The sequence below is a fragment of the Burkholderia puraquae genome, assembly GCF_002099195.1.
Taxonomy (GTDB): domain Bacteria; phylum Pseudomonadota; class Gammaproteobacteria; order Burkholderiales; family Burkholderiaceae; genus Burkholderia; species Burkholderia puraquae.
The window spans coordinates 112,826-133,319 of sequence record NZ_NBYX01000015.1 but is presented as its reverse complement, the minus strand read 5'-3'; the positions used below and the strand labels follow the sequence as shown (position 1 = coordinate 133,319).

Here is a 20,494-nt window from a genome sequence, read left to right as displayed (position 1 = left end):
GGTCGTGGCTAAGCGATGTCACCCGGCTATCGCGTTGCAACGATGTTCAATGACCGTGCGCCTGGCACGCGATCGCCTCGATCACAACGGGGTTGACGTGCGCAATCTACCGCGCACAACTTGCCTCTTCCCCATCTCCGTGACATGCCGAGCGCGACGTTGCCCCACTGCTGCACAGGGCTAGTGGAAAACGCCAATTTCCGTCTGGAAGACATTTGTAGACACTAGACTTGGTCACATGACCCAGTTTCATGAAACGGTGACAAACGCCCAGACGCGCGATGCAGTAGGTTGCATTCGCGACGCCGGGCTCAACGGCGCGTCGATCTAACGACGAGACGCGAGATTTCAGAGGCTGCATCCCCCAAATTTCGGGGCCCCTGATAATTTGTCAAATGACTCAGTCAAAAGACTTGGTACCAGGTCTGACGTTCCGGGAACGAATTTTTCACAAGGAGTCGAGCATGGACAGGCTGGCAAAGAAGGACGAGTGGTTCGCAAGAGCTGAAAAGGTCATCCCTGGCGGGATGTACGGTCACCAGAGCGTCAAGTACTTGACGGAAGATTTCCCGCTGTACTTTGCAAAGGCGAAAGGTACCTATCTCTGGGACGTCGACGGCAACAAATACATCGACTACGTGTGCGGTTACGGCACGAATCTGTTCGGCTACGGCAACGAGCGGATCGAGCAGGCAGCGGCCCTCCAGTTGCAGAAGATCGACACGGCGACGGGCCCCAGCGAGGTGATGGTTCAGCTTGCCGAGGCGCTCACGCAACAGGTCAGCCACGCCGATTGGGCGATGTTCTGCAAGAACGGTTCGGACGCCACTTCGATGGCCATGGTGATCTCGCGCGCCTATCGCGAGAAGCGGAAGATCCTTGTTGCACGAGGCACGTACCACGGTGCGTCTCCGTGGAACGTGCCCTATACGACGGGGATTACCAAGGAAGACCGGGCTCACGTCGTCTACTTCGAGTACAACGATATCGAGAGTCTCAATGCCGCTGTCAAGAGCGTCGACGGTGACGTAGCGGCCATCTACGCAACGCCCTTCCGGCACGAGGTGCTCTACGATCAGTTTTTCCCGTCGATCGAGTACGCCAAGGAATGCCGTCGCCTCGCGGATGAGCAGGAAGCGCTGCTGGTCGTCGATGAGGTCCGTACGGGCCTGCGCCTGTCGCGTGACTGTTCATGGTCGGACTGGGGCGTGCACCCGGACCTCAGCTGCTGGGGCAAGGCCATCGGCGGCGGCTATGCAATCGCCGCGGTGCTCGGATCGGACAAGGCACGAGAGGCCGCGACGAATATTTTCGTCACGGGCTCCTACTGGCTCTCGGCAGTGCCGATGGCCGCGGCCATCGAAACGCTGCGCCTGGTACGAGAGACGGACTACCTCGAACACACCAGGCGGTTGGCGGACAAGCTGCGCGCCGGCATCGCCGAACAAGCCGAGCGGCACGGCTTCGAACTCAAGCAGACCGGGCCGAGCGTCATGCCCCAGATGCTGTTCGCCGGTGACGACGAGCTCGTGTCGCGCGGCCGGGCGTGGACGTCGGAAGTCATCAAAAATGGCGCGTATCTCCACCCGTGGCACAACATGTTCTTCACGGCGAGCCATACCGACGAAGACATCGCGCGTACGCTCGAAGCAACCGAAGCGGCGTTCGGCACGATCAAGCAGAAGTCGGTTGCATTGAACCGCCTCGACATTCTGGACACCGTGCAACGTTAATGCCGGATGTTTCATGAGCCTTCGGCCCCCGGCCGAAGGCTGTATTGCCGGGCGAATTCACCCGGCGTCAAACCCCTGAGTGGCCGCTCGAGCAATCGATCCGCGTGGCTTCAGGCAGCGCTCGATCCACGGTCGGACCGCGTCTTCGTCAAATTCCCGTCGACCATTCAGTGTGCTGCCGATCGCCATTCCGGCAACGACGGGCTCATTGGCCAATATGCGCGCGACATCGCTCCGGAACGCCACCAAGCGCAAGTCGCGCGCCCTTCAGCGCAAGAAATCACGCCGCTTCAGTCAGTCGCCTGCACGGAAGATCGTCGGCTGGAGGTGGGTGAAGTTCGGCACATCGCCGATCACCTCGGCCGTTCTGGCAGACGACAGCGCCGCATCGATTCCAGCCTGATCGCTGAAACGCAGTACCGTTACGCAGGCAAAGGGCTGCGAACCTGACGCCGGAAACAGAACCTCCGCCGACTGCAGGCCGAATTCGCCCCACGCTGCCCGGACAAGCGGAGCGTGGGTTGCAAGATAGTACTCGCGATCAAATGGCACACCCTCTACAGCGGGATAGCTCACGATTAAAGTAGCCACATCCATTCTCCTGCATGAAGATCCAAGGGCATTCCAGCGTGGCACGGCAATCACAGCGGATTTCGTTCCAGGCTGCCAAGGGTGTAGCGTCGATTGAAGTCCGTTTCCTTTTCCTGCGCACGCTCCAGCGCACAATAGGCGTAATACAGTGAGACGGACAGGTAAGACCAGGAAAGCAACGCGAAGATATAAAAAATCATGTGATCGCCGTCGCCAGGTATGTGGTAGAAGTCGTAGGTGCTCGCAATGATCTGCGTGGATACCAGTGCCAGGATCACGCTCAAAGCGTGGCGCTTTTCTCCAGCGCTCAGCAACCGCTTGACAACGGAAACGAGATAAACCGAGAACAAGGACCACATCACCAGGTAAAAATAGGGCTTGGGCTCAACCATGAAATCTGCCGTCCACACAACAATGGTTCCTGCCAGCGCACCCGCCATATACACGACGTCGGTGAAAAACGATGGTTTATATCGATGCGTGACAGCCATCATGCCGGCGATGGTGATAACAGGTACGCCGAAGCCCCTGGAAAACGCATCGCAAAAAAGCGTGACATTCAGAAAGACGTGCTCGCCAGTCAACGCATTGATCATTAAATTCGACGCCGAAAACGTCGTGACCAGCCACTCGAACCCGAGGAGGCAGTTGCGTTTCCTGAGAAGCTTCACGCCATATACGAGTGAAGTCGTTATCAATGCGAGGTCAGCAAGACAATAAAGATAAAATTTGAGTTCCATGACAAATTCCAATGATCGTCAAGAATTTGAGTCACCATCACGCTTGCCAACGTCAATGCCCATCCTTGCGTCACCTCTCGACCCGAGATGGCGCTACCGATACAGGTTGGTTTCGCACTGGCATGTCAGGCGGCCGGCGCCGCCCCGGCACCCGCAAGGGCCGGGCGTGTTCGTGCAGCAAGCCGATCGCTTCGCCTCGCACGTCAAGCGATAGCTGCCTGGGAATGTCGCGACTTGAGCTGTCGGATCGCAACGCTGGTCAGAAGGGTCGGCACCACCAGCAACCCGACGGAAAGCCAGCCGACCGCGCGCAAACCGGCCACGCTGAACACTGTGCCTGCAATTGCGGGGCCCACTGCCAGCCCAAGATTGATTGCCGACGCACAGGTCGCGGTGCTTCTCCCGCTGGAATCCATTTTCGAAAGTGCCCCCACCATATAAGGGGCAACCAGCGTCGCACCGGCACTGACGAGGGCCGTTGACACGAGAAACGCCCACCTGCCACCCACGCAATACATGCCCAGGCTGCATACGATCAACAGCGCGAGTCCAAAGGCGATCGGCTTGAACAAACCAAAGCGATCACCCAGCCAGGTGACCACTACCCCCACCGGCAATTGGAAGGCAGCATTGGCCATGAACAGCATGCCGAGTTGCTCCGCTTCGACGCCCCGGGTTGCAGCAACCTCTGCGGCGAATCCCATGAGGGCCGTCTGCGAAACATAGATGAAGAATGCGCTGACCAGAATCCCTCGGACGTCATTGGATTTGATGGCATCCTTCGCGACACCTTCCTCGCTTGCGTTGATGGCAGGATGCATGAATGCGCCGAGAAACAGAGCCGCCACGACAACGGCGAGCTGGACGGCATCCACACCGATATTGCCCATCGTCGCATTCACGATCGGTACAACGTACATCGCACAGGAAAATATGACGGCCATCGCCACGGCGACTTGAGCCGCAACCTTCTCCGGGTGCTTGACGTGTGAAATCACCCCATACGCGCAAACACAGCTGACGCCCAGGGCGACGCCGAGAACCAGCTTTGCAGCGACGAATATATAAAAATTATTTGAAAACATCGCGCACGTCGACAGAACGGCAAGCGCTGCCGCACCCAGCGCCCCCGTTCGCTTGTTCAACGTCGCCATGTGCCGACCGAAAATGATGATGGAAAACGAAAGACAGAGAAGTACCGCGGACGCAAGCCATCCAGCGGCGCTTTCGGACAGTCCGAACCGGGCCATCGACTCCTCGATGTTGAATGGAAGCAGGTAGGATGGAGTCCAGACCACGGCCCCTGTATAAAGCAGGGCAATTTTTTTGATTCCCTTTATTTCGTCATTCACGATCGACTCCTTGTCGTTTGCACGAATGCGAGATCGCGGCGAAGTATCGAATCGCCTTCGGACTCGCATCCATATTGGCACTATTTCGAAGACTGCCTCATCCAATCGAAAAATCGCAATATCAAACTTTCCCGCTCTTCATCGATCCCAATATCGGCCGGTGTGGCAATCAATAATACGAATTGCATGCCATGCCGAACCCGGAATGGCGCTAGTCATTAACTTCAATAAACCGTTGAAATTACACCCCGTGAATGCAAGGGGATAGCGCCCGCACGGATGCTGGAGTCCGGCATGGTGAATCTCGATTCTCCGCGGTCCTTCCAGGGCGACCTCGCATTCCGAGATTGTCGATAGTGCGAGCACGCCATCTACCGGGGCAGCAGGCACCATCGACTGTCGACTCCGTCCAGCACGCGGCCCGTATGCATAGGCGCTGACGGCCCGCAATGCCGGCCATCCCGCTTTCTCGGCACCGACACGCATTCCGTCGACCGACTCCAGCAATGACGCCGACCGACTACGCCACCTTCAGATGATGGAGTCGTCCAATTCACACGTGAAAACCGGGCCAGGATTCCATCACACATCCCGTCCGTTAATCGAAATGCCCGACCTCGAGGAAATCCTTCATTTTCAACAGGTCATTCGGGTCCGACATTTGCCCGTTCCGCTCGACAAAGCCGGCAAAAGTCGTGCCGTACGTCCAGCCGAGCAAGCGCTGCAGCTCTTCCGGATAGCGCTTCACGCGTTCAATGGGCACCGTGAGGTACTGGTTTTCTTCCTGACGGAGGATTGCCAGGTCATACGACATCGTCAGGCCGGTTCTCGGTGCGTCGCTGGTATTCTTCCCGCCGCCGTGATATGTGGAGCCGATGAAGAACAGCGCATCGCCGGCAGACATGACCGCGGGAATGGCTTCCTCCTGCTTGGGCATGCGCTCGTCGTCCCACTTGTGGCTACCCGGGATGACAACCGTGGCACCGTTTGCCTCCGTAAAGTCAGATACCGCCACCATCACCTGGAACCGGGCTTCGCGCCCATAGCTCGGGTGCCGCCAGAGCCATACGGAGTCGTCGCGATGCAAAGGCTGATGACCCTGGCCCGGTCGAATCTGAATCGCTTGCGTCACCCCCACCTGAATATCGGGAGCGACATCGACCTGGTTTTCGCCGCTCCAGATCTTGATCGGCGTCTGCAGAATGCTGCGTGCCGCGCCCAGGTAGAGCGGATGCAAGGCAACTTCGGCCATCCAGTCGGTACGCGCGAAGAGGCGCGAGACGCGACGCGTCTGCGTACCGGCGAAGTATTCGTCGACTCCGTTCGGAGCAGTCTCGAGCGTGTCAAAGAGCGTACGCTGGACCCGCGCGAGCAAGTCGGAACCGAGAAAGTTTTTGACGATCGCTCCACCATCCTGCCGAACTGCATTCGCAAGATCGTCAGGAGTACTATTACTTGAAAGGCGCTGCAACGACATGATGATTCCTCCAACAGGTTGTCAATGATTAAAAAGTGCAGCGTATCCGCGGTCGCCGCCGCCTTCTGAGATGGATGACAGGATTCGCTCGCGGAGTGCCTTCAGAATTCGCGGCGGCTGCCCGATATCTTCCTGTGCCTGCTGGAACAGCCCGGTCGCGCGCGCGTAGATGTCCAGGTCTGCGCCCTTTGGTTGATAGTCTGAAGCCGCCACGGATTCGAACAGACCCTCGAGGAAGTGAGTCTGGCCGGCGAGATAGGTTGGGATCAGGTCACGAATCTCGTCGATCGAAACGCCAGAATTCACCACGAACCTGAGGCCTTCCAGGAAGGCGGCGCCAGCTCCAAAAACGAAGGTACCCGTCAACCCGACGTCGAGCACGTTCGGCACATCGGGTCTTGCACTGACGTATGTGGATTGCGGCGCGATCTTCCGAAGAACGGGTTCAACTTCGTTCCAGATCTTCTCCTCGGCACCCAAAAGGATGACGGCGTTCTCGCTGCCGATATCGGGCGGGAAGCACTGGATTGTTCCGCTGATGAACTTTGCTCCAGCGCCACTCGCGATTTGCCCCAGCTGCTGAACCTCGGATGGGCGCCCGGTTGCCAGATTGACGATCGTTTTCCCTTTCAGGCGCTCGCCCAGCGCCTCGAAATCTGCCGCAAGGTCAATCGGTGTCGCTGTCACGACGACGATGACGTCCGCCTGAGCACAGGCTGCCGTGGCACTATCGGCAACGCGGGCTCCCAGCTCACGCATGCGCTGCGCCTTCTCCGCTTTTCTGTTCCAGACGACGACCTGCTCGCCATCCTCAATCAGGGTGGTGGCAATTGCAGCCCCCATCACCCCCAGGCCCAAGACAGCAATCAATTTGCTCATTCGCATACCCTATCGTTGTCGTTAACCACACCACCAAGAGATATCCAGCGCTCAAGTCAACAATTAGATCAATAGACTTGGTCATATGACCATAAAGCAAGGCACATGCCAACCCGGTTCAAGTGTTCGCCCTTCTCTGCATGGCGGCTGACCGGCCCGATGGCAAGACATATGCCCCGAAGCGGGGAATCAGCCGCACCAAGTGATGCCCAAAGTCACGTCAGTGGTGCAGACAAATTGACTTGATCAAATGACCACGAAGCTACAGGCACGAGTCTTATGCCTCGACAGGACATTTGGAATACGGAGTTTCCATTAGCCACCTCATGAGAGCACCGTACAAGCCAACGCAGGTGCGCCCGTTCCACCACGCACGGCGGCTTTTACGTGCACGCACGTGGGTCGCCGTACCTGCGCATCTACGAGAATGCATCATCGAAACAGGAACGCAAGCGCCGCTCGGCAAAGAAGTACCGCTCGACAAGGCGAGGCGAGCCGATGCCCGATGAATGAGTGCGCCCCGTGGTTCCCGAAGCATGCTGTGAATCGCATCGGCATCGTGATGTCTGTCTGGCACCGCGCCTCACCGGCGCCGCGATGATGCCTCGCACGTACCTGTGAACGGCATTTCTCGCGCCGCCATGGCAGCGCAACATCCGTGCAGGACCATGCCTTGCGTTGCTTGCGAAATGCCGTTCATCGTCATGCTAATATCCGAGGATTCGACTACCCTGCACGGGTAGCACCTTTGGACAAAGACATAAAACGGAGCTCTGGCCTATGCAGAGAGTACGGGCTGAAGTCCGCCGCCAGGACCTCGTAGCGGCGACTGTCGCGGTTATTGCAGAGCACGGCGTGAAGGGTGCCACGACCCGTCGCATCGCCGAGGCTGCAGGGTGCCCACTGGCTTCCCTGCACTACGTCTTTCACTCAAAGGACGAGCTGTTATTCGCCGTCTACGAATCCTTGATCGACTTGATCCGCTCGGATAGCCCCGAGGCTCCCGAGCACGGCACCCTGTCCGACCTGGCGGAGTTCAACCTGCGCGCCGTGATGACCTGGTTCGAAGCAAACCCGACATACGCGAAGACCCAGTCGGAATTGTTTACCTGGGCACTCAGGCATCAGCCCGACGTGGCCATTGGCGCCTTTCGCATCTCCCTGGAAGGCGCCCGCGGCAACCTGTCCTCCGCCGAGCCACGTGCGGATGCCAAGGCGCAGGATGCCATCGCGCGGCTGACCATTATCCTGGTCGACGGGCTGCTTTTCTCGTGGTTTGCCCAGGAAGATCCGAAACGTCTGGCGGCTGATGTCGACCACGCCTGCAAGATGCTGGCCTCGTATGCAGCGACACTTTCGGACGCGCGCTCTACCACCAAGACCGCTCGCAAGTCGGTACGGAAGCAGTAGGCTGCTGCCATCTGCCCAGAGGCCACCACTCCCCCGGTGCCTTCACAGCGACAGCGTCGTCTCTTCAAAATGACCGCACGGCTCGCGGCGCATGACGTTCGCAACTTCGTCCCACGCGCCGCCCGACTCGCATGCGCTGCTCAAAAGTGCTTCCAGGAGCCGTCGCACGCGTCCGACCGCGACGCGTGCGACGCGAGGTAGCGGGCACCGCCAGAAATCCACACCAACTGCGGCCAGGCATCCCGTTTCCATTCGCATAGCGATCGGACACTTCCGGCCGGCAACCCCGGTCTTACGTCGCCACTCTCGCGCCCACGGGTTTACCTCCATCGACAGCGCATCTCGGTCTGCTTAACTTTGTCCGATCAATTGATCAAGTCATAAGATCAACTTTCCCGGAGTCGGCTCAACCAAGCGAACTGGATATGCAGGGCACCAGTGGCCCGGCCCGTTCATGGACAAACTTTCAAGAAGCCGACATAATTCACGAGAGTTATGGTCACTTGACCATGTATCACGACGGATGAGTATTTTCGGGTACCGGAGTTTACCAATGACAAGAGTTCGCGCTGCGTTGCGGCGACAAGATTTTGTTGACGCTGCCGTTGAGGTCATCGCCGCGCACGGCGTTGCAGGGGCCACCACGCGGCGAATCGCTCAAGCCGCAGGCTGCCCTCTGGCATCGCTTCATTATGTATTCCATACCAAAGACGATCTGTTCGACGCAGTCTACGAATCCCTGTTCGAGCTTCTCGCGGCGAACGCCCCGGCTGATCGCGAATTTCAGTCTTTCGGCGAACTCGCCGGATGGCAGTTGCGCAAGACAGTCGAATGGTTCGCGCAGCATCCGTCGTATGCCCGCGTGCAGTCCGAGCTGATCCAGTGGGCCGAGCGTCATCGCCCCGATTTCGCATTGAAAACCTATGTCCAGACTGTCGAGCGCGCGATCGCTTACTTCGGCAAGTGCGCGCCACAAGTCAACCACGACATGATTGAGCCCGTAGCCAGAATGAGCATCATCCTGATCGATGGATTGCTGAATAGCTGGCATGCCGAACCGAATATTCGCACGCTCAGGGCGAACCTGGATAGTGCGAGTTCGGCTTTGGAGGCGTTTGCCACCACCCTCTCGAACTCGACCGCAAGGGTTTGAGAATCGATGCGCGCGTCGTTGCGTCGAAAACCGGCACCCTGACAGAGCGCATGCAATGCATGCTCGCCCAGCACCCCGCTCCATGGCAGACCTGGATCTCGTCACTGTCCCGTCGATGCGCGACGGCATCGTGCAGGGCGCCCAGCCGAAATGGGCGCCCGCCGTCGATTCCAGCTAGCTGACAGCGCCCGGCGTCGCGCCGAACATGGACTTCGTCTCCAGGAACTCCTCGATGCCGGCGTAGCCCCATTCGCGTCCATTGCCGGACTGCTTGTAGCCGCCGAACGGTGCTGCGATATCAACGGCCGCGCCGTTCAAATGCACCATCCCGGTTCGCAATTTTCTTGCGACACGCTCCGCCTGTTCGATCGAATCTCCATAGACGTAGCCGGACAATCCGTACGGCGAGTCGTTGGCGATGGCGACGGCATCCGATTCATCCTGATAGGGGATGATCACCAGTACCGGGCCGAAAATCTCCTCGGTTGCGATCTTCATGCGATTGTTCACGCGGCTGAAGATCGTCGGCTTGACGTAGTAGCCTCGTTCAAGCCCGGGAGGATTGCCGAGCCCGCCCGACAGGAGCACCGCGCCCTCCTCGAGGCCAACCCCGATCATTTCCTGCACCTTTCGATGCTGGCGCTGGTTCGCCATGGGCCCCATGGTTGTACCGGGATCGCGCGGATCGCCGACGACAACCTGCCCGCATGCAGCGACCGCAATCCGTTCCGCCTCCTCGATACGATGCGCCGGCACCAGCATTCGTGATGGTGCGGTGCATGTCTGGCCGGAGTTGGCCATCATCTGGAGCACACCATGCGTGACGCCCTGCTGAAAGTTTTCGCTATCCAGAATGATGTTCGCCGATTTTCCGCCCAGTTCCAGCGTCACCCTCTTGATCGTCGTCGCCGCTGCCTGAGCGACTTCCACGCCAGCGTTCGTCGAACCCGTCAGCGACACCATGTCGATCAACGGGCTGGAAGCAATCGCTCTGCCCAGGCGCTGCCCCGAGCCCTGCACGAGATTGAATACGCCGGGAGGCACACCGGCCTTCTCAAGGATCTCGGCGAGAACAATGGCCGAGTACGGCGCATTCTGACTGGGCTTCAACACGATCGTGCAGCCCGCCACCAGCGCCGGCGCAACCTTGCACATGACCTGGTTCATTGGCCAGTTCCATGGCGTAATCAACCCGCACACGCCCACCGGCTCCTTCACGATCCGCGACGTGCCCTGGGTTCGTTCGAACGGATACTGCTTTGCAACTTCCAGGGTCGTATGGAGGTGCCAGAGCCCCAGCGCCGCCTGAAGCGGACGAGAAATAGCGTCCATCGGTGCGCCCATCTCGAGCGTAATTGCGTCCGCCATATCCTGCAACCGCTCGGTATATGCACCGATCACGCGCTCGAGCATCTCGAGCCGCTCGGCTAGAGGCGTGTTCGAGAATGCCGCGAAGGCGTCGCTCGCCGCCTTCGCAGCCAGGTTCACATCCGCTTCGTCGGAGAACAGCAACACGCCGGAGACTTCGCCTGTCGCCGGATCGATGATGTCGTGCTCAATGCCACCGTTCGCCGGCGCCACCCAGCGGCCGCCGATGAACGCCCTGCGAAGATGGTCTGCTTCAAAGATCGGCATCAGTTCGCTCCATGTCAGTTGGTCTCGGGGGCGAGCCTGCAGCCGCGGAATCGCCCGGGGGATCCATACTACCGTCTTTTTTGATCATTTGGCCAAGTCGTGTGACTCAGTAATAATCAGTATTGCCGCCGGCACTTCAAAGTTGGACGCTTCAGGGAACGAACAGCCATGCAACTGCAGAAATATCTGCAATGCGTGCGGCCGGACGACGGCGAAGACGAAACCACGAGGCGACTTCCAGCGAAGCGCGCGTTACGTTGAAGCCACTTTTCTCTGGCGGACCGGTTCGGTCTACCGGCACGAACGTTCGACGCTCACCGGGCGGCACGTACAGGTCTGCTCGCCGCTCGAGTATCCAAGCGCGAATCACAGAGGGTTAACCTTCATCGACAAGGAATTTTTCGAGCAATACTTTCCACTACACGGTCACTTGATCAAGTCATGTGTCAGACTTCACGCCGGATAGCCAGGAAGTAAGCAATCCGCAAAGTAGCGCACCGCGATCCGGTCGCTTTTTGACGTCAACATCGAACGACAACTCTCCCTCGGGAGCGAAAGGTAATCACCATGGCAATCATTCAAGTACAGCAGATCATGCATGAGAACCCATTGCATGCTCGCGCTCCGCACGAACCCCGCTATGAAGCCGGCAGTGCTTTCTGCGACGGCAAATATGTCCCCATCACGGAAGCGACCGTCCCGCTCGTCGACGCAGGATTCCTGCATGCCGACGCGGCCTACGACGTCGTCACCGTCTCGCGCGGCAACTTCTTCCGGCTCGACGATCACCTCACGCGCATGGAAGAGTCGGCGGCGAAGTTCTTCCTCGAGAATCCGTTCAATCGCGACCAGGTCAAGGAGATTCTCCACAATCTCGTCCGGAACGCCGGCCTGAAGGATGCCTACGTCTGGTGGTGCGTCACCCGCGGCCCCCTGAGCGTCGACCGCCGCGACCGCAGCGCAATGAAGAACGCGATGTTTGCCTTTGCCGTGCCGTTCTTCTTCCAGGCGGACGACGAGATCCGCACGCGAGGCTCGAACCTGTTGGTCAGCAAGCGGTACAACCGCATTTCCGCGAAGGCTGTCGATCCCACGGCCAAGAACTTCCACTGGATGGACATGAAGCTCGCCCTGTTCGAAGCGATGACGCAGGAAAAGGACTGGGCGGTTCTCGTCGATGAAAACGACAACCTCACCGAGGCGGCCGGCGCGAACGTCTTTTTCGTCAAGAACGGGGAGCTTCACACCCCCGCCGAAGGCTGCCTGCTGGGCATCACGCGCCAGAGCGTCTTCGATATCGCCGCCGAGCTCGGCATCAAGGTGAACATCGGCAAGTACACCGCGACCCAACTGCGCGAAGCCGATGAAGCCTTCACGTCCTCGTCCGCAGGCGGAATCATGCCCGTCAGCGCCGTCGACGATCAGCCCCTCGGCAACCGCAACGGCCCCGGCCCGATCTCCGAGAAGATTCACAACCTCTACTGGGAGAAGCGCTGGGCAGGATGGCACGCTCAGCCGGCTGAATACTTCTCGTCGGTCCCGGCATAAGCCGGAGGCCACTCGAAAGTGGCGCGTACGGAGCCGACCCGGTCGAACCCGTCGCATTCGGCTTGGGTGGGCGACCGATAGCTGTATGCATCAACCAACCGTCCGGCCCTCCACCAGGGAGCCGGACAATACGAACGCCTACGTCGTCACGGTGGCCTGGCGTTCGCCGATTCAATAAAACAAAGCAAAAGCGCACCTTCATTTATTTCGCATAGCTAATGAACAGGCAGGGTTTCCTGAACGTTCATCCGCATTCGCCTATGCACAACCCTTTGGCGGGTGCACGTTACCTGGTCAAGGTCAAGGAGATTGCTGTGGTCAAGACTCATTCTTTCAAGAAATCCGCTTCGCTCATCCGATCGGCAGCGAAATTGTCCGTCATCGCTTCCGCAGTCGCGATGTCTTTGACCGGCGCGCTGGCCGAAGGTACGGATTCGTCTCATACGCCATCGGGCGCCGAAGTCGCCGGCACCGCGAGCGGCATTCCTGCCTGGACACCGGTGGGCAACGTCGGGGCGGGCTGGGCTTACGGCAAGCGCCGCGCGGATTTCTTCAAATACAAGTCCGACAAGCCCCTGTATACGATCGACGCCAGTAATGTCGACAAGTACGCGGACAAGCTCAACCCGGGCCAGATTGCGCTGTTGAAGAACCTGAAGGGCTTCACGATGCCGGTCTATCCTTCGCGGCGCACGTGTGGCGTTCCCGATTTCGTCGCGGAGAACACGAAGAACAACGCGGGTTTCGCCAAGATGTCGGCGGACGGATCGGAACTCACCGATGCGCACCTGCCCGGCTACCCGTTCCCTGTGCCCAAGACCGGCGCGGAAGTGATGTGGAACGCGAAGCTGCACTACCGCGGCGCCGGCGTCGAGATGCGCGACATCATCACCGTCGTCTCCCCGCGGAAGGGCGCGTCCGACTGGATCAAGAACGTTTCCGACGCGTGGATCTACCAGCCGTGGGGTGACAAGGCCGGCACGACGTTCGCGAAGGTCAATCAGGTCGAAGGCAACGCTTACTACGCGTACAAATCCCCGGCGGCCATTGCCGGCCAGGCCGCGATCTTCACGAACTACGCCGACAAGCCGACCGAAGTCTTCTACTACTTCCCGGGGCAGCGCCGGACCCGTCGCATGCCGTCGTATGCGTACGATGCGCCCCAGATCGGATTCGACAACCAGTACAACATCGATGAAGCAATGGTCTTCTCCGGACAGACGGACCGATTCTCCTGGAAGTTGCTCGGCAAGAAGGAAATGATCGTTACCTATAACGACCTGGGCATGTACGACTTCTCGGACAAATTCGAAGATGCCTATGGCCCCGACTTCGTGAACCCGTCGAAGCGTCGCTACGAACTCCATCGCGTGTGGGTCGTGGAAGCCGCGGTCAAGCAGGGGATGCGCCATACCGCGCCCAAGCGCCTGTTCTACATCGACGAAGACAGCTGGAGCTACCTCGGCGCGGTGGATTACGACGCGCAGGGCAACATCTCGAAGGTCCGCGAAGGTTACGTCATTCCGGTGTATGAGACGGGAAGCTGCGACACGCTCGCATTCGCTCAATACAACCTCGTCGACGGCCGGTACCTCGTGGACGGTTCGATGCTCGCGGCCGGACGGGACGCGAAGTGGTCGGTCGACTCGTCGGCGGACCAACACTACAAGCCCAGCTTCTACAACGCCGATAATCTCCGTGCGTTGAGCGAGCGTTGACAGGCGCCGAAACAAAATGGCTACCACCTCCTCGTTTCAGCCCCGATCCAGTGTGGCTTTCGTGCGCGCTGCGGTCTCGGCGCTCGTCGCCCTCGGGTGCGGCAGCGCGCACGCCTTCACTTTCACGATCGGGAATGTTGAAGGCAGTTTCGATTCGACGATATCGGCGGGCGTCGGCGTTCGAACTGCCTCGCCGAGCAGCAATCTCGTATCGCCGACCTACAACGTGGCCACCGGTGCGCAGACCGGTGGCGGCCGACTCGGTCAATTGAGCGGCCTCTCCGATCAGGGCGACATCAACTACGGCAAGGGAGATCCTTTCACGAGCTATCTCAAGGGCAACCACGAGCTGGTCCTGAAGATGCCGTCTCAAGGGCTCACGTTCATGGCACGGGGTACCTGGCAATACGACTACTCCGGTACCCGCACGACAGGCGCAACCAGCGGACAGGACCTGTTCTACAACCCGTCGCCCAACCTGAGCGGCGGGCTCCCGTCCAATGCCGAGAAAAACATCCGCTTCAAGCCGCGCTTGCTCGACCTGTGGGTCAGCAAGCAGTTCAACGTAGGCGACCAGATTGCACGCGTCCGTGTGGGTAATCAGGTCGTCAGCTGGGGCGAAAGCATCTGGGAAACCGGCGGCGTCAATGCGACGAATGCGATCGACGTGAATCGCGCGTCCCAGCCCGGGGCGCAGGTCAAGGAGATCATCCTGCCCGCGCCGATCGTGAGTGTCGCATCCGGCGTGGGTCACGGCGTGAACGTCGAAGGGTACTTCCAGAGCAACTGGAACCAGAATTACCTTCCGCCGGTTGGCAGCTATTGGTCGAATCAGATCGTCGGGCCAGGCAACAACGCGTATGGCGTCTCGACGGTTCATCCGAAAAACGGCGGGCAGTATGGCTTTTCCATTCGCTACCAGCCCGCGGGAACGGACCTGAATCTCGGCTTCTACACGATCGCGTACCACGACAAGTTCCCGCAAGTCTCGCTGAGTTCGACGGGCGGGACGGTCTTCCGATTTCCGGAAGACCGCCACATGATCGGTGTCAGCGCCAACTTCCCCGTGGGCGACTGGGCAATCGGTACCGAACTGTCGTACCGCCCGCGAGATGCCGTTCCGCTGAATCCGGCCAGTGGATGCGTCGCGCAAGGGGGGAACTGCTGGGTCGACGAGAAGCGATTCCAGTGGCATCTGACGACCCTCTACTCGCTCCAGCCAGGCAATTCCGGAGCATTCCTGAAGCTGCTCGGCGCCCAGACCGCCACCCTGACGACCGAGACCGTGATCATTGCTTATCCCGGGCTTCACAAGAGCTACGGCGGGTCGCCGATTTCTCCCGGTGCGCTTCTGTGGGGGAACGAATTCAACGACCTGTTCGCGACCGGCGCACTCAACTCGCCTGGCAGCGCTCAGGGAACGAAATACTCCGGCGGGATCGACGTCGATTTCAACTGGGTTTACGACGGCACCGTCATTCCCGGGTGGCAGGTCAATCCGGGGATATTCGTTCGATACGGCCTCTTTGGCAATACGCCGAACGTGAATGCCCAGTTCATGCGCGGCGTGACGGCGATGAACCTGTATGTGAATTTCATACAGAACCCGGCGAACTGGCAGGTCGGATTGAACTACACCCGTTTCATGGGCCCGACCAATCCTCTGGCCAACCCGCTACGTGACAGGGACTTCGTGGCAATCGTCGCATCTCGAAATTTCTGAGGTCTATATGAATCAAACGCCTGTTTCCGACGCAGCCCGACCCGGGAAGCTGCTAAGAACGCTTCAATCGCTGGAAAATACGCTGTTCGGTCACAGGCGTCTCGTGCTGGGGCTTCTGGTTCTTTTCACGGTCGTCATGGCCTGCTTCGCCGTCAAGCTGCGCATGGATGCCGGGTTCGAGAAGCAGCTTCCGCTGGGGCACGAGTACACGCAGACATTCAACGAGTATCGCGGTGACCTGCTCGGCGCCAACCGTTTGATCGTCGTCGTCAAGGCCCGCAAGGGCAGCATCTGGACGCCGGCCGCGTTGAAGCGACTCTATGAAGTCACCCAGGCAGTGACGTTTCTGCCGAACGTGTCTCGCAGCAGCGTTCAATCGCTCTGGACTCCGAATTCGTTTGTCAACGAGATCACCGAAGACGGGTTCCGGGCCGACCCGCTCATCCCCGGCACCGTGACGCCCGATCAGCTCGACAGCAACACGGTCGGCGCCATTTCCCGCTCGACCGCGCAGGGCGGCTTCGTCGGCAGCCTCGTGTCGCGCGACCAGAGCAGCGCAATGGTCACCGCCGATCTCAACGAGCTGGACGCCAAAGGTGAGCGGGTCGACTATGTGGCATTCGATCAGGCGCTCGAATCGCAATTGCGAGCCAAGTTCGAGGATTCGAACTATGAAATCCAGATCATCGGTTTCGCGAAGCAGATCGGTGACATTGCAAACGGTGCATCGTCCGTCCTGAAGTTCTGCGCGATCGCCCTGCTCCTGACCGCGTTGGCCGTCTACTGGTACTGTCGCTCCGTTCGCCTGACGATTCTGCCGCTGACCTGCTCGCTGGTCTCGCTCGTCTGGCAGTTTGGCACGCTGCATCTCCTCGGCTACGGGCTCGACCCGTTAGGCGTGCTGGTTCCGTTCCTGGTGTTCGCGATCGGCGTTTCACACGGCGTCCAGCAGATCAACTTCATCGTTCGCGAGATCTCGCACGGGAAGTCGGTGGAGCAAGCGGCGCGATCCAGCTTCAGCGGGCTGCTGATTCCCGGTACGCTCGCCCTGGTGACGGCTTTCGTTTCCTTCGTCACGCTGATCCTGATTCCGATCCCGATGGTGCGCGAGCTCGCGATCACCGCTTCGCTCGGCGTGGCGTACAAGATCGTCACGAATCTGGTGATGCTTCCGCTGGCGGCGTCGTTGCTCAAGGTCGACGGCAATTATGCAAAGAATGCGGAACTGCATGCCGTTAGTCGCGGCCGCGTGCTCCGCGTGCTCGCAAAAGTCGCCATTCCGCGCAATGCAGCGATCGTCCTGCTCGCTGCCGTCGTGGTGTTCTGCGTAGCGGCCTGGGAAAGCCGCGACCGCGTAGTCGGCACCCTGCAGGCAGGCGCGCCCGAACTTCGTGCCGATGCCCGGTTCAACAAGGATTCGGTTTCCATCGCGTCGAGCTACGACGTCGGTCTCGACTGGATTTCCATCGTCTTCGAAGCGCCTCCCCAGTCTTGCAACAACGTGGAAACCGGTGCCTATCAGGATCGCTTCGTCTGGTCCATGCGCGCCGTTCCCGGCGTATTGTCGGTCGTTTCGTTTTCGTCGTTGCTGCGGCAGTACAACGAGGGATACAACGAAGGCAATCCGAAGATGTCTGCGATCCCCATCGACCCCGACAACTATTCATCGTTGGCCGGCGAGGTGGCCCGCACGCCGGGCGTCATGCGCAAGGACTGCAGCATGACCGCGGTGAACATCTATCTGGCAGACCACAAGGCGACCACGATCACCCAGGTAATCAACGCCGCGAAGCATTTTCGCGATACCGACAAGCTGCCCGGCGTGAAGATCCGGCTTGCCTCCGGAAACGCCGGCGTCCTGGCCGCGGTCAACGACGAGATCGAGCGCAGCGAACTGCCGATGATGCTGTACGTCTATACGACCATCGTCCTGCTCGTCCTCGTCACGTACCGTGACCTGCGCGCCGTCCTCGCATGCTGCCTGCCGCTGACGATCGGCACCTTCATCGGGTACTGGTTCATGAAGGAGCTGCAGATCGGCCTGACCGTCGCCACGCTGCCCGTGATGGTGCTGGCAGTGGGCATCGGCGTCGACTATGCGTTCTACATCTACAACCGCCTGCAGCTGCATCTCGCCAACGGTGTCGGAATCGTCAAGGCGCTCGAACAATCGATCCTCGAGATCGGGACGGCGACCATCTTTACCGCGATCACGCTCGCGATCGGCGTCGCCACCTGGTCATTCTCCGAGCTCAAGTTCCAGGCCGATATGGGCAAGCTCCTGGCATTCATGTTCATCGTCAACATGGTCATGGCCATGACCGTGCTGCCCGCCTTCGCCGTCTGGCTCGAGCGCATCTTCCCGAGACGTCGGCCCGCGCGCGCACCCGGCCTGCTCGCCCATTGAAGAAGAAGAGGATTCCATGACCATGTATCGTAAGGTTCTCTCCCTGTCGGCCGGTATCGTCGTCTTTGGAACGCTGCTGGGCGGCATGCAAAGCGCGATATCCGCACCGGCACTCAAGCCCGTTCCGGCCGTCCAGTCCAGCATTGCGACCCAGTCGGCCGTGCTGGATGCAACGTGGGCAGGCCAGCGGGTCGTGAGTGTCGGTGCGAACGGCATCGTTCTCCTGTCCGACAACCGCGGTGCGACGTACCGTCAGGCCAAGGCCGTACCCGTGAGTTCGACGCTGACGTCCGTCAGTTTCATCGACGCCAGTACAGGGTGGGCAGTCGGCCACTGGGGCGCGATCCTGAAGACGACCGACGGCGGCGAGACGTGGGAGATTCAACGACTCGCGACGACCGAGGATCGCCCGCTGTTCGGCGTGCACTTCATCGATGCCAACCACGGCGTGGCCGTCGGGCTCTGGTCGCTGATCCTCGTCACCGATGACGGCGGCAAGACCTGGACCAAAAGAGAAGCCGTTCTTCCGAATGGCAAGAAGTCCGACCTGAATCTGTTCGGCCTTTTTTCAAACAAGAACGGCGAAATCTTCGCCACGGCCGAGAAGGGGCAACTCCTTATTTCCAGGGACAAGGGCAACACGTGGGAGAGCGTGGAGACCGGTTACAAGGGGTCGTTCTGGTGCGGCGTGGCACTCCCCGATGGCGTGCTTCTGGTGGGCGGGCTGCGCGGCACGTTGATGCGAAGCGAGGACAACGGCCATACCTGGTCGCGCGCGACGCTCGACACCAGGAATTCCATTACCGCGCTTGCGTCCCGAGGCTCCGCGGTATTGGCGGTGGGTGTCGACGGGCTGCAGGCCCAAAGCGCAGATGATGGAAAGACGTTCCAGCGCCTGCACACCGGAACCGGGGAGACATACACCGCGGCCCTGCCCTCATCCGGCGACAAATGGCTGATTTTTTCTCGCGACGGGGTCGTCGCACAGTAACTGCCTGGTGTCTGATTGGCGCAGCGGGCCGTGATTGCGAAACGCGGCTCGCTGCTTCGAAGCTGTCCTGACCAGAGCGGATTCGGACAACGAGCGACGCCCGCGCCCTCACCCGGGCTTTCGAAGACGATAGCCGACGCCGTGCACGCTTTCCAGGACCCCCGACACCCCTGCGGCCATCAGCTTTCTCCGTAGCCGGCTCATGTGGCTGTCCACGGTGCGTGTCGATGCACTTACGTCCGCCATGCACGCGTTGAGCAATTCGATCCGCGTAAATGCACGGTTCGGCAGCTTGGCCATGTGAGCCAGCAGGCGGAATTCGACGAGTGTGACGGAAACGGGCGCTTCGCCGGAGGACGTCCTCACGCACGCCATGTAGCTTTCCGTATCGATCTCGAGCGAACCCACCCGGAGACGGCGTTCAGGGGCGAGCGCACCGGCGCGGCGAAGCATCGCGAGCAATCGCGCGACGACCACTTCCGGGTTGAAGGGCCTGACAAGATAGTCGTCGGCGCCGGCATGCAGTGCCCGCAACCGCTCCCTGTCCAGATCACACTCCGAGACGACAACGATGGGGGTATCGCTTTGTCGTCGGAGGTCGGCGAGCACTTCCAGGGTATCCGCGCGCAGTTCGCGGATGTCGAGAATGACCAGATCAGGCTTCAGGTTCAGCTGCGTGGCCAGCACCGCCTCGGCGGTGTTGGTCTGAAATGTTCGAAAGCCATGGCGAGTCAGGCAGGTGTCGAGCGTTGACGACCTTTCCGGCGCGTCGTCCGCAATGAGTATGAGCGAGTGCATGATGGCATTTCCGCGTCGTTGACCTTCGAGCGCATGAATCCCTTCCGGACAGTGTTCCAGGTTCACGGGCATGACTCGACGAATTGAAGTGGGCGCTCGGCATGACACACGCCGAACGCCATCGGGGAGAGAGGCTGATGATGAACGTTTCCCGCACCCGGCCTGGGCCGGACGCCGAGCGATGGTTCGTCGGGTGCTGCAGCGCGCTGCCGCGTAGCAAGCACGGGGCTTTCTCCGGTCGCTATTCGCGCACCTAGATCGCCACCCTGGCGCTCAGCCGCCGGTGGCGACATGTCTCGCCTCCTGCTCGCATTGCCCGCCAATGAGCGACGATGCTTT

At 60.0% G+C, this 20,494-nt stretch carries 15 protein-coding genes; 8 read left to right on the top strand and 7 right to left on the bottom strand.

Features of this window, described 5'->3' with window-relative positions:
* Window positions 1-464 precede the first annotated feature (464 nt).
* Complete coding sequence (locus tag B7G54_RS26010; RefSeq protein WP_085041675.1) at window positions 465-1,733, top strand: aminotransferase class III-fold pyridoxal phosphate-dependent enzyme; 1,269 nt, start codon at window positions 465-467, stop codon at window positions 1,731-1,733.
* A gap of 294 nt (window positions 1,734-2,027) precedes the next feature.
* On the opposite strand, the gene B7G54_RS26005 is transcribed toward B7G54_RS26010, so the two are convergent.
* From B7G54_RS26005 to B7G54_RS25985, 5 genes are all read right to left on the bottom strand, one after another.
* Window positions 2,028-2,324, bottom strand: coding sequence for an EthD family reductase (locus tag B7G54_RS26005; protein WP_085041720.1), 297 nt, complete (start codon window positions 2,322-2,324; stop codon window positions 2,028-2,030).
* Window positions 2,325-2,374: 50 nt separating this feature from the next.
* Complete coding sequence (locus tag B7G54_RS26000; RefSeq protein WP_085041674.1) at window positions 2,375-3,064, bottom strand: hypothetical protein; 690 nt, start codon at window positions 3,062-3,064, stop codon at window positions 2,375-2,377.
* A gap of 203 nt (window positions 3,065-3,267) precedes the next feature.
* On the bottom strand, window positions 3,268-4,416 hold the full coding sequence (locus B7G54_RS25995; protein WP_244289431.1) for an MFS transporter: 1,149 nt from the start codon (window positions 4,414-4,416) through the stop codon (window positions 3,268-3,270).
* A 598-nt stretch (window positions 4,417-5,014) separates the two neighbouring features.
* Window positions 5,015-5,893: a phytanoyl-CoA dioxygenase family protein gene (locus tag B7G54_RS25990; protein ID WP_085041673.1), complete on the bottom strand. Its 879-nt coding sequence runs from the start codon at window positions 5,891-5,893 to the stop codon at window positions 5,015-5,017.
* 21 nt (window positions 5,894-5,914) lie between these two features.
* Window positions 5,915-6,772 (bottom strand): NAD(P)-dependent oxidoreductase, encoded by an 858-nt coding sequence (locus tag B7G54_RS25985; RefSeq protein WP_244289430.1) that lies wholly within the window; start codon window positions 6,770-6,772, stop codon window positions 5,915-5,917.
* A 780-nt stretch (window positions 6,773-7,552) separates the two neighbouring features.
* On the opposite strand from B7G54_RS25985, the gene B7G54_RS25980 reads away from it, so the two are divergent.
* Together B7G54_RS25980 and B7G54_RS25975 are read left to right on the top strand one after the other, a co-directional pair.
* Window positions 7,553-8,182: a TetR/AcrR family transcriptional regulator gene (locus B7G54_RS25980; RefSeq protein ID WP_085041671.1), complete on the top strand. Its 630-nt coding sequence runs from the start codon at window positions 7,553-7,555 to the stop codon at window positions 8,180-8,182.
* A 553-nt stretch (window positions 8,183-8,735) separates the two neighbouring features.
* On the top strand, window positions 8,736-9,335 hold the full coding sequence (locus tag B7G54_RS25975) for a TetR/AcrR family transcriptional regulator (RefSeq protein ID WP_085041670.1): 600 nt from the start codon (window positions 8,736-8,738) through the stop codon (window positions 9,333-9,335).
* A gap of 174 nt (window positions 9,336-9,509) precedes the next feature.
* Here the strand turns inward: B7G54_RS25975 and B7G54_RS25970 are convergent, their stop codons facing one another.
* Window positions 9,510-10,970 (bottom strand): aldehyde dehydrogenase family protein, encoded by a 1,461-nt coding sequence (locus B7G54_RS25970; RefSeq protein WP_085041669.1) that lies wholly within the window; start codon window positions 10,968-10,970, stop codon window positions 9,510-9,512.
* Window positions 10,971-11,537: 567 nt separating this feature from the next.
* Here B7G54_RS25970 and B7G54_RS25965 point away from each other — a divergent pair.
* From B7G54_RS25965 to B7G54_RS25945, 5 genes are all read left to right on the top strand, one after another.
* A complete protein-coding gene (locus tag B7G54_RS25965; RefSeq protein ID WP_085041668.1) occupies window positions 11,538-12,518 on the top strand; it encodes an aminotransferase class IV in 981 nt (326 codons plus the stop codon).
* Window positions 12,519-12,778: 260 nt separating this feature from the next.
* Window positions 12,779-14,236, top strand: coding sequence for a DUF1329 domain-containing protein (locus B7G54_RS25960; RefSeq protein ID WP_244289429.1), 1,458 nt, complete (start codon window positions 12,779-12,781; stop codon window positions 14,234-14,236).
* A 16-nt stretch (window positions 14,237-14,252) separates the two neighbouring features.
* Window positions 14,253-15,959, top strand: a complete 1,707-nt coding sequence (locus B7G54_RS25955; RefSeq protein ID WP_085041666.1) for a DUF1302 domain-containing protein — start codon at window positions 14,253-14,255, stop codon at window positions 15,957-15,959.
* Between the two features lie 7 nt (window positions 15,960-15,966).
* Entirely contained in the window at window positions 15,967-18,366 is a 2,400-nt protein-coding gene (locus B7G54_RS25950) for an efflux RND transporter permease subunit (RefSeq protein ID WP_085041665.1), read from the top strand.
* 16 nt (window positions 18,367-18,382) lie between these two features.
* A complete protein-coding gene (locus B7G54_RS25945) occupies window positions 18,383-19,357 on the top strand; it encodes a WD40/YVTN/BNR-like repeat-containing protein (protein ID WP_175130504.1) in 975 nt (324 codons plus the stop codon).
* Window positions 19,358-19,465: 108 nt separating this feature from the next.
* On the opposite strand, the gene B7G54_RS25940 is transcribed toward B7G54_RS25945, so the two are convergent.
* Window positions 19,466-20,155, bottom strand: coding sequence for a response regulator transcription factor (locus B7G54_RS25940; protein ID WP_085041664.1), 690 nt, complete (start codon window positions 20,153-20,155; stop codon window positions 19,466-19,468).
* Between the last annotated feature and the right edge of the window lie 339 nt (window positions 20,156-20,494).